This window comes from Deltaproteobacteria bacterium (assembly GCA_016930875.1).
Lineage (GTDB): Bacteria > Desulfobacterota > Desulfobacteria > Desulfobacterales.
The window spans coordinates 1-9,553 of the sequence record JAFGFW010000138.1 but is presented as its reverse complement, the minus strand read 5'-3'; the positions used below and the strand labels follow the sequence as shown (position 1 = coordinate 9,553).

General features: G+C 48.6%; 9 protein-coding genes and 1 pseudogene. 9 read left to right on the top strand and 1 reads right to left on the bottom strand.

Features of this window, described 5'->3' with window-relative positions; genetic code table 11:
- Positions 1-209 precede the first annotated feature (209 nt).
- From JW883_12335 to JW883_12320, 4 genes are all read left to right on the top strand, one after another.
- Positions 210-728 carry an AAA family ATPase gene (locus tag JW883_12335; GenBank protein MBN1843052.1) on the top strand — a complete coding sequence of 173 codons (519 nt, stop codon included), beginning with the start codon at positions 210-212 and terminating at the stop codon, positions 726-728.
- Between the two features lie 242 nt (positions 729-970).
- Positions 971-1,219, top strand: coding sequence for a hypothetical protein (locus JW883_12330; GenBank protein ID MBN1843051.1), 249 nt, complete (start codon positions 971-973; stop codon positions 1,217-1,219).
- A 170-nt stretch (positions 1,220-1,389) separates the two neighbouring features.
- Complete coding sequence (locus JW883_12325) at positions 1,390-2,130, top strand: YkgJ family cysteine cluster protein (protein ID MBN1843050.1); 741 nt, start codon at positions 1,390-1,392, stop codon at positions 2,128-2,130.
- 317 nt (positions 2,131-2,447) lie between these two features.
- The gene (locus tag JW883_12320) at positions 2,448-3,107 is read left to right on the top strand and encodes a nitroreductase (GenBank protein MBN1843049.1); all 660 of its coding nucleotides are present in this window, start codon (positions 2,448-2,450) and stop codon (positions 3,105-3,107) included.
- A 336-nt stretch (positions 3,108-3,443) separates the two neighbouring features.
- Here JW883_12320 and JW883_12315 read toward each other — a convergent pair.
- A pseudogene (locus JW883_12315) lies at positions 3,444-4,279 on the bottom strand (radical SAM protein).
- 219 nt (positions 4,280-4,498) lie between these two features.
- On the opposite strand from JW883_12315, the gene JW883_12310 reads away from it, so the two are divergent.
- The 5 genes from JW883_12310 (at position 4,499) to JW883_12290 (ending at position 9,251) form a co-directional block, all read left to right on the top strand.
- The gene (locus JW883_12310; protein MBN1843048.1) at positions 4,499-5,224 is read left to right on the top strand and encodes a DUF72 domain-containing protein; all 726 of its coding nucleotides are present in this window, start codon (positions 4,499-4,501) and stop codon (positions 5,222-5,224) included.
- 764 nt (positions 5,225-5,988) lie between these two features.
- Complete coding sequence (locus JW883_12305; protein ID MBN1843047.1) at positions 5,989-7,164, top strand: hypothetical protein; 1,176 nt, start codon at positions 5,989-5,991, stop codon at positions 7,162-7,164.
- Between the two features lie 392 nt (positions 7,165-7,556).
- Positions 7,557-8,051, top strand: coding sequence for a Slp family lipoprotein (locus tag JW883_12300; protein ID MBN1843046.1), 495 nt, complete (start codon positions 7,557-7,559; stop codon positions 8,049-8,051).
- Positions 8,052-8,097: 46 nt separating this feature from the next.
- Positions 8,098-8,646 (top strand): Slp family lipoprotein, encoded by a 549-nt coding sequence (locus JW883_12295; GenBank protein MBN1843045.1) that lies wholly within the window; start codon positions 8,098-8,100, stop codon positions 8,644-8,646.
- A gap of 287 nt (positions 8,647-8,933) precedes the next feature.
- Entirely contained in the window at positions 8,934-9,251 is a 318-nt protein-coding gene (locus JW883_12290; GenBank protein MBN1843044.1) for a divalent-cation tolerance protein CutA, read from the top strand.
- The last annotated feature ends 302 nt before the right edge of the window (positions 9,252-9,553 follow it).

Genomic DNA, 9,553 nt, shown 5'->3' with positions numbered 1-9,553 from the left:
TGCCATGTTGTTTACCCTTCGGGAAAGCCGATGATACCGCATCTCCTGCGTTGTCAAGGGTTCGCGGTAAACTACTACAGCTTCACCCTCGACGTCTTGGATCTGCGGCATCCTCGACTTTTGCAACATTAGGGATAATATGGCGATGCCAAGCGCAAGGCAGACACCAGAATAGACCTAAGAAGAAAAAATATCTTTAAAGAATCCAAGTGAAAGCCAAGAGCATTTTTTTGACCGGCCCCCCTCGATGTGGCAAATCGACCCTGATCGAGAAGATGGCGAGGCGGATCAAGAGGCCAGCGACTGGGTTTTTCACCCGTGAGATGAGAGAAAAGGGCAGGAGGACTGGATTTTCCATAACTACCCTTGATGGCAAAAAGGGTGTGCTTGCCCACCAAAACATAAAGAGCCGTTTCAAGGTGGGCAAATATGGCGTGAGCCTTCACGACATTGAACATATTGCGGTTCCATCGATGACGCCCTCTGAGCCTGATGAAGTTGTCGTGGTTGATGAAGTGGGAAAGATGGAGTGTTTCTCTTCGCTGTTCAGAGAGACATTGGTCAAGGTTCTCGATGCACAGCACCCTGTGATCGGCTCTATTGCTCAAAAAGGAGACAAATTCATAGAAAAAATCAAGGCCCGTGACGATGTCTTGGTAGTAGGCGTAACTGAAAATAACAGAGACTCGCCAGAGTTTTTTGCCCGGTTGTTGTCGGTGATTCATTAGCTTCCCCTGCCATTCCGTTGGGATGAGGCTGCTCGCTTGTTAGGGTTTTATGAAGCTTGAGCTTGGGGATGGTCTTTAGTTTTACGGGGGAGATACGGGACGTTATTGACCCCAGTTAAATAAAAGCAAACATGATTTCACAGGGCAGGCTATGTTGAATTACTCTGATGCGAGATCTTCAGGCGAGTGTCCATGAGCGGTAGATTTGGAAAATATGACGATGCCTATTTGGGAAAAGACGGATGACAGAAAAGAACAAGGACAAGCTAAAAAATCAGCGCGTGTTTCAGCATACAAGCGGCCGCTACATCCTGCTCACAAAGGCAGGCAAAGCGGTTTCCTTTTGGGTCGATGAGCGAGAGCGTGCTCATGTTTTGAAAGAGCTGGAAGGTGTTGACTTCAAGACAACCGGAACCCAGTTGAAGAAAGAAGGATGGCGATGCATCGGGCCGGGGCTTGAATTTGAGAGGTTGCTTGAAGCTGATAGCTGATAGAGTCGGGGCATGCTAACTAGTTCGAAACGCTCATAATTTATCCCAAATAAGGTCTTGGAATGGCAATTTTTGGGAAGCCTCGGGGAAGCCTCACGGCAAGACCTACACATTTGACAAAATGCGAATGAGGAAGGTAGGGAACTAGCGGGACGTCGATGAGATAAGGAATGAGCGACTACTCGGAAACACACAATCTCGGCATCGAACAGACTCTTGATGACAAAGCACCGGGCAAGGGCCATGACGTCCTTTTTGGGACTATCAGTGAACTGGCCGCCAGAGCAATGCAGGGGGGCAGGACCAGGGAGGGTGCCCTTGCACTGGTCTCACAGGCATTTCGCTTTGCAGATCAGATCATTGAAGACTATGAATCAAAAGAACCGTTGGCCGAACCAGTAGCGTGCAAGGTCGGGTGTTACTACTGCTGCTGTTATGAGGTTGTGTTAACTCCGGCAGAGGCCTTGCTTCTTGGAAACCACGTCAAACAGACATTTTCTGAAGGTGCGGTGGCGGGCTTGATGAAAAAGATCGACAGGACCCTTCGCCTTAGAGACGGAAGAGGCGTTGAAGAAAGAGCAAAGGTCCTTCACGATACCCCGTGTATCTTTCTGGCAAGCGGGAAATGCTCTGTGTATGATGTGCGCCCTTTTGCGTGCCGGGCTTTGCATTCATTGGACGCTCGCAAGTGCAAAGAAGGCGTCATGGCGAGGAGGCGTGAAGTTGAATTCACTGGTTATACTCATCGGTACTATGTTTTTCAGACAGCCAAAGCGGCATTGACACAGTTCTGTGAACAGATGGGCTGTCAGACCACGGAGCTTACAATTGCCAAGGCCATGAAACAGTACTTCGAACTCCCGGGCCGCACCATAGCTTGGGTTCGGGGAGGCGAGGTATTTGTGGCCTAACTAGTGCCTGAACGAAAAGTCCTGTTCAGGCAAAATCCGAATATCGAAACTCGAAATTCGAAACAAATTCGAATACCATAATGACACAATGACCAAAACGAACTCATTGGATATTCAGTCTTAATATCAAACCAGGCGCTCAATCAGGCCAGAAATTGCGCATTGCAGGAAAGGCCCTGGTTCCTGGATTTTTTCATCTTCTGCCGGCCGGGATTGCCATAGCCCTTACCTATCAACAAAGAATAAGAGAACTGGAAAAAAGCGTCAAAGAACTTGAATGTCAATTGATGAGATAAGTAGTAAAGGAGGGGGTAACAATGGACGCTATTGAGTGTATCAAAACAAGGATGAGCATACGCAAATTCAGATCTGAACCTGTTCCAAAGGAGGTGCTCTTGGACGTAATCAATATTGCCAAATGGAGCCCTTCATATAAAAACAGCCAACCATGGGAAGCCGTAATACTCTCAGGTGATAAAAAAGAGGCGCTATCAAACATGCTGATCGGACTTCTGGAAAATGGCAGAAAGCCATGTCCTGATCTGCCGACCCCGGAATCATGGCCGGCGGCTGAGGCTGCAAGAATTGATCATCTTCTCAAAATGCGTTCTGCGGCTACTGGCATCGATATGAATGATCCTGAAAATTTAATAAAAGCAAAGAAAGCAAATTTCAGTTTCTATGGTGCACCGCATGCCATCTATCTATTCCAGGATGCCTCGCTGACTCCATGGTCCCTGTTTGACTTGGGATTGTTCGCCCAGAGTTTAATGCTTTCCGCACATGCCAACGGCCTCGGTACTGTTCCCCAAGCGTTTGCAACCGATTATGCTCAGGACATAAAGAAGTTTCTTTCCATTGCTGAAACAAAACGCCTCGTTCTTGGTATTTCAATTGGATATCCTGATATGGAATCACCAGTTAACGCATTCAGAACTGACAGGGTTCAAACGGATGAAATTGTGAAATGGATTTAGTGATAGGATATCGGAAACAAAGTTGTTAAGTCTACACGGGCTGTTGCCCAAACAATAATTCCTTTGAGCTGTCATCAAGACGTTTTTTCCAATAAATCTTTGTGCATTAAACATAATCCCACCGAAAAACAGCAATTTTGCATTAGCTGCCAAAAGTTTTGCAAGGGGTGCTGGTATTTAGAGCCCGGTGAGGGGTGCAGTATTTATCCTTATCGGCCACTGTATTGCAGAGCTTATGAGTGCCACAAGCTAAAAGCAGCTGAGAGAAATGAGGGTTTCTAATAAGGACATTGCCGAACTTCGATTTTCGATATGCCCCAATTGGCCTAAATCGTGTCAAAAGGCACTACTATCAACATGCGCCACGAGGTATTTCCTGTCTTTTTCAGTGCGTGCACAGACCCCCACATTACCCAGGCGGATATTTGTCAGGCCAATAGACTTTACGGCTTCATAGGCCCGTACCATTTCTTCTACAGTGGGGCTTCTGAAATCCTTCATGTTGTGTTCAGGGAAAAAGGCGAGGATGGTAAAAGGGATTCCCCTGTCCACAGTCTTTAGAGTTAGGGCAATTTTTTCCAGTTGATCTGCTTCAACCAGGCGTGGAATCAACAGGGAAAGGACCTCCAGCACGAACCCTCGTTTTGTTATCTCTTTGGGCAGCAGGTGACGTCTCCCCCGGTAAAGGCGACGATGTTCCGGGCCGGGCCAAATCCCTGAGGGCTCAAAACCACCGATTTTGCATCCAGTATTCCTGGGCAATTAATTGATTTTTTTCCATGGAGCACACAGCTTCCGCAGCACCTGCAAGTATCGTGCGCATGCCAGGACGTGGCTTTGTCTCTTGGCTCCCAGAGGGTGACCATCTTTTCGTATTCTACTGCTTTAGCCAGGATATCTTTCGGACTGTACCATGTGCCGTCCTTTACCTTGCTAAAGTACCATGAATGACACTTGCGACAGGAAAAGTTGCATCCGGATTGATAGATGGAAAGATAGTTTTCGGGGCGGGATAGATGAATAGACGTGATAAGCCGATGCCAAGAACCGTCTTCCGGTTTCAAGGTCGCCTGGCAAGCCAGTTCGTATTTATCGTGCACCTTGACCCGGCAGCTTCCGGGGGCAAACCCCTGTTTCTTCAGCCTGCAAGTGGTCTTTTTCCTTTCAGACATATCAAAAACGCTATTTCAAGAAATGGAAACACAAAGAGAGCCAATTACGCCTCTTTTCAAGGCGAACGCCGCTAAGCTAATGAAAGCACAAAAAGAATCCAGCTTCAAGAACACGGTTTCATTGATATATCGTTGTAATCCGTCGGTTCTTTTTTTTGTGCGGTCAAGGACAAAAAATGCGATATTGACTGGACCTTCAGCCACTCATAAAATAGCCCAATGGAACAACAAATAAGAATCGGCACATCAGGTTGGACCTACACGCACTGGATAAAACTATTCTATCCTGAAGACTGGCCCAAATCAAGATGGCTGGAATACTATACCCAACATTTTGACACGGTAGAGCTCAATTCCTCCTTTTACCGGCTTCCCCTTGTCAAGACCTTCGAAAACTGGAAGACCCGGACACCTGAGCGTTTCCTTTGGGCGCTAAAGGCCAATAAATATATTACCCACATAAAGCGCCTGAAAGAGCCGGGGGAGCCTTTGGAGCGATTCTATACGGCTGCATCCGGCCTCAAAGAAAAACAGGGGCCTATTCTCTTTCAGCTGCCGCCAAGTCTTTCCTTTGATGAAAATGAGTTTGAGCACTTTTGTCGATCCTTGAACCCATCTTTGCTCCATGCCCTGGAGGTACGGCACCCTTCCTGGATCACCGACCGGCTTTTTGCTATCCTAAAAAAGCACAACATTGCCTTCTGCATTGCAGATACGGCGGGCAGATATCCTTACCATGAAGTCGTAACTGGAGATTTTGTCTACGTCCGCCTACATGGCTCCAAGAAGCTTTACGCCTCTGACTATTCAGAAGGAGAGCTTCAGACTTGGGCCCAAAAGATCGACGAATGGGAGAAGGATACGTACCTCTATTTTGACAATGACTTTGAAGGACATGCGGTTAAGAATGCCAAGCGACTGAAGGAAATACTGGGTCTTTCGTGAAAACGATGCACCAGACTGTGCTTTGTCAACCATTAGAAGACCAGCGGATGCAGTGCCTTATATGCAGATGTCGCTGTAAGATCACGCCGGGAGACAGCGGATATTGGAAAACAAGAAAGCATATAAACGGCAAGCTTTATTCAATCGGGACATCCTTAAGAAACTAAGAAAGTCGATCAACGAGTTGATAATTGTTGCCTCAGGGACGACTATGGAGACGCCTATGATTTTATGGTTTGCCCGCAAGTTTCCCTGCCAGTCAGGCCAGAGCTGAGTTGCAAAATGAAGGAGGTTTGTGCTCAGAACACTTTCATCTGTGGAATAAGGCAGGATAGACAGAGATTTGCATAAAAGCATAGGCCCCCAGTTACGCAATTGCTTCGATTAAACTCGTATAGATCTAGGTGTGATAATGAGGAAAATAAAGGAAACCCCAAATGCCAGTTCATTAATATTGCTGTAGATTACGGTTCAATTGTGAGATTTACTCTTGAGAGTGAGACAAGGAGGACCTTCATTGCGGAGCGGTACTGTTTTTTAGGCTCAATTGATGACTGGATATATATAGGCGAACCTGATTCTTTGAAGAACCTTGTTAAGAAATATTTTAAGCATCTGGATCAGGATTCTTTTTTCGATCTTTATCGTAGATCTGTTAGAGAAGTGATGTTAGAAAAAATCTTGGGGACTCCCTTTAGTTTTACAGTTTTGAGCTAGGACATCGAACTACATCAACAGAGAGCAGATTTGACTTGTTCACAAATATGAAACAAAACGCCTCCAGGTCTATGGTCCTGGAAATCATGACGGAATTTGCCAATCAGACCGGACTTTCACCGGCCACGAAGGTCCCACGGCGCTACTTATGGACGGACGCTTTTGCCGTGTGCAACTTCCTGGAGCTTTATCGTCAAACAACTGATGAAAAATACAAGAACCTTGCATTGCGCCTTGTCGATCAGGTTCATAACATACTCGGACGACACCGTGAAGACGACCCCCGGACCGGCTGGATCAGCGGCCTTGACGAGAAGGAGGGTAAAATTCATCCTACAAAAGGAGGGTTGAGGATCGGTAAACAGATGAACGAACGGAGGTCTGCTGATCCCTTTGACGAACGTTTGGAGTGGGATCGGGACGGGCAGTACTATCATTACCTGACGAAATGGATGCACGCTCTCAATCGTGTAAGCCGGGTCACCGGGGATGAAACCTACACTAGGTTGGCGATTGAGCTTGCGAAAACGGCCCATGACACGTTTACCTATGTTCCATTGTCAGGCGGTCAGAAACGCATGTACTGGAAAATGAGCATAGACCTCTCCTATCCTCTCGTAGAATCCATGGGACATCACGACCCCCTCGATGGATTCATTACGTACCAACAGCTTCAGGCGAGCGGTGCTAAACATTTTGAAAACTCCGAGTGGCCGGATCTCAAAGCGGAGATCACCGACATGGCCACTATTTGTGAGGGAAAAAGCTGGGCCACAGATGACCCGCTTGGTCTCGGAGGTCTATTGTGTGACTCCTTCAGAGTGGCGCGATTGGTCACTAATGAAAATTTTGAACAAACCGATCTGCTGGAGATTTTATTGAATTTCTCCCTGCTGGGCCTGGAATCCTACACGAGAAACAATTCCTTGAAGCTTCCCGCTGAATACCGTTTTGCATTTCGTGAGCTGGGATTGTCGATTGGTTTACGGGCTGTTGACAAGTTGCAGGAATTGATTGAAGAAAATCCAGGCCTTTTCAATAACAATCGACACCTGCGCACGCTGAGTGAAACCCTGGCGGGGTATACGGCCTTGATTGAAGTCATTGAAAACTTTTGGCTTGAACCCACAAGCAGAGAAGTCACTAGCTGGACAGAGCATCGTGACATCAATATGGTGATGTTGGCAACTAGCCTGAGCCCTGATGGATATTTGACAATTTAGGGGAAAGAGAACACCCATTTATTTCCGGAAAATGTGCGGCGTGGGCGGAACCGGGACGTTTAGAAAGCGCCGGGATAAACCGGCATAGGCTAGGGGATGAGGCTTTGACTGGGGGAAGATACGGGGGAAGATACGGGACGTTATTGGCCCCAGTTAAATAAAAGCAAACATGATTTCACAGGGCAGGCTATGTTGACTTACTCCTCAGGCGGTCAAAAAATCAAATGAGCAGACATCCACTAAAACAAGGATTGAAACTTGTTTTCCGATTTTGGCTATGTTAGGGCACTTTGAAGGAGTAGAGATGTCCAGGAATGATAGCCGGGTTTGCGTTCATAAATGACGCGTTTCGGTGATCTTGGTGTCAAACTGCGAAAAAGGGGGTATCGGCGGTGAGCTGGACAGGACGATTGTTTCTCTTCTGCCTTGTTCCGACCATGGTCGGGTGTGCGAGCGGCATCTCCGGGCACGCCCGCTCGCAGGTCACGTACCACGGATCGTTTTCGGCCCTGCAGGTGGATATCGACCGGCACCGGGGCGAGGTGGTCATGCTGGGAGGCAGGGTCATCGAAACGCAAGGCGGTCAACCCACTTCGGAGATGACCGTCCTGCAACTGCCCCTTGACGGGCGAGGGCGACCCGAAGACGGGGACCGGACGGAAGGGCGTTTCTTGCTCCGATCAACCGGGTTCCTTGATCCCGCGCTCTACGAAAAAGGGACCCTGGTCACGGTTGTGGGCACGGTGACCGGCGGTGAATCCCGGCTTATCGGCAGCTTTGCCTACGACCATGCGGTCGTGGAGATCCTCGAGATCACGTCTTGGCGCGGCCGGCAAGGGAGATCGCCCCAATTCCACTTCGGCATCGGGGTCGGCACGTCATTTTAGGCCCCGGCGCCGGCCTGTCGGAGAACCCGTTTTCCGGAGGGAGCTCATGTCTTTTGGTGGAATCCAAAAAGTTGCACTTGCCGTCTTGGTTTCGTTTCTCGTTGCCGGTTGTCTGACCGGTTGCGCCACGGTGCCTTCCAGGCAATTCCGTGCCGAGGCGATACCCACACCTTTCAAGGCCCTGCTAAAGGATACGGAGGCGTACAAGGGACAGCGTGTCATCCTGGGAGGCTATATCATCGAGACCATCAATGAGCCGAACAGGACACTGCTGGTCATTTTGCAGGCACCGCTCGATTTCCAGAACAGACCCAAGTCGCAGGACCTGTCCGAGGGGCGCTTTCTGGTCCAAACGAGAGATTTTCTGGATCCGGAGGTTTTCAGCAAGGACCGGAAACTCACCGTGGGCGGTACGGTGCAGGGAACCCTCTCCAGGCAACTGGGAAACACCACCTATCCCTATCCTCTGATAGAGTCCATAGAGCTTCATCTTTGGTCCAAAGAGGCCCGTTATGCGAGACCGTACGATCCGTACTATCCCTACTGGCACCGCCCGTGGCGCCCCTACGATCCCTTCCATCCGTGGTGGTGGTAGTGGCGCCGAAAATCATGGGGGTCAGATCTCAAGGGGCTGTTGCCCAAACCAAAATTTCTTCGAGCGGTTCATATGTACGTACCTCAAGCTCCCCTCAAGATCTGCCAATGTTGTGCAAATGGAATGATCCAGCCCTTGCGCGGATTTATAAAGCGTTTTGAAAGGGGAAGGGGGGAGGTCTTCATTCTTGACAGACTTAGGCGTAGGGTCAGATTTTTTGATTTGACAAATTTCGCTTGCGCTGTGTCCGAAAATGATGTGCGGGAGTAGGAGAAGAGGGGGGCAGGATGGAAACATACGTCCAGGTGGTTACGACAACCGAGACAAGAGAAGACGGCAAAAAAATTGCTAAAGCCTTGGTAGAAAAAAGATTGGCTGCCTGCGTTCAGCTTGTCGGGCCGATTGTCAGCACCTATTGGTGGAAGGACAACGTAGAGACTGCCGAAGAATGGCAGTGCCTCATAAAGAGTAAAAAGAGCCTTTACGGCAAAGTTGAGAAAGCAATCAAGCTTCTCCACCCTTATGAGACGCCGGAAATAATCGCTTTGCCCATTGTCTCCGGCAGCGATGACTACCTCGAATGGCTAAATGGCGAGCTCAAGTGAGACTTTGTGAAACTTTGGGGCCGTTATTGAATTTGTTGAAAAAGTCTGATGCACGATTTTCAAGGAAGTGCCACGGGCGGTGGATTTGGAAAATATGGCGATGCCAAGCGCAAGGCGCAGATCTGGAAAAACGGGTTTCAGCGAAAAAAACAGTAGTGGTGGAGAATAACTACCACCTTGCAGGCAAAGGCCCTCCTCTGAGTAGGGATGGAAACGAAAATGCGAAGCAAGCGCCACCAGCGTAGCCTTACCGATGCAGCACTTGAAAAAATAGAAGAGGCTATTAAAGCTGTTGAATTTTG

Excerpts from the sequence above, each read along its gene's own strand:
- JW883_12330 (MBN1843051.1), top strand. The coding sequence starts at position 971 with ATGACAGAAAAGAACAAGGACAAGCTAAAAAATCAGCGCGTGTTTCAG.
- JW883_12325 (MBN1843050.1), top strand. The coding sequence starts at position 1,390 with ATGAGCGACTACTCGGAAACACACAATCTCGGCATCGAACAGACTCTT.
- JW883_12320 (MBN1843049.1), top strand. The coding sequence starts at position 2,448 with ATGGACGCTATTGAGTGTATCAAAACAAGGATGAGCATACGCAAATTC.
- JW883_12310 (MBN1843048.1), top strand. The coding sequence starts at position 4,499 with ATGGAACAACAAATAAGAATCGGCACATCAGGTTGGACCTACACGCAC.
- JW883_12305 (MBN1843047.1), top strand. The coding sequence starts at position 5,989 with ATGAAACAAAACGCCTCCAGGTCTATGGTCCTGGAAATCATGACGGAA.
- JW883_12295 (MBN1843045.1), top strand. The coding sequence starts at position 8,098 with ATGTCTTTTGGTGGAATCCAAAAAGTTGCACTTGCCGTCTTGGTTTCG.
- JW883_12290 (MBN1843044.1), top strand. The coding sequence starts at position 8,934 with ATGGAAACATACGTCCAGGTGGTTACGACAACCGAGACAAGAGAAGAC.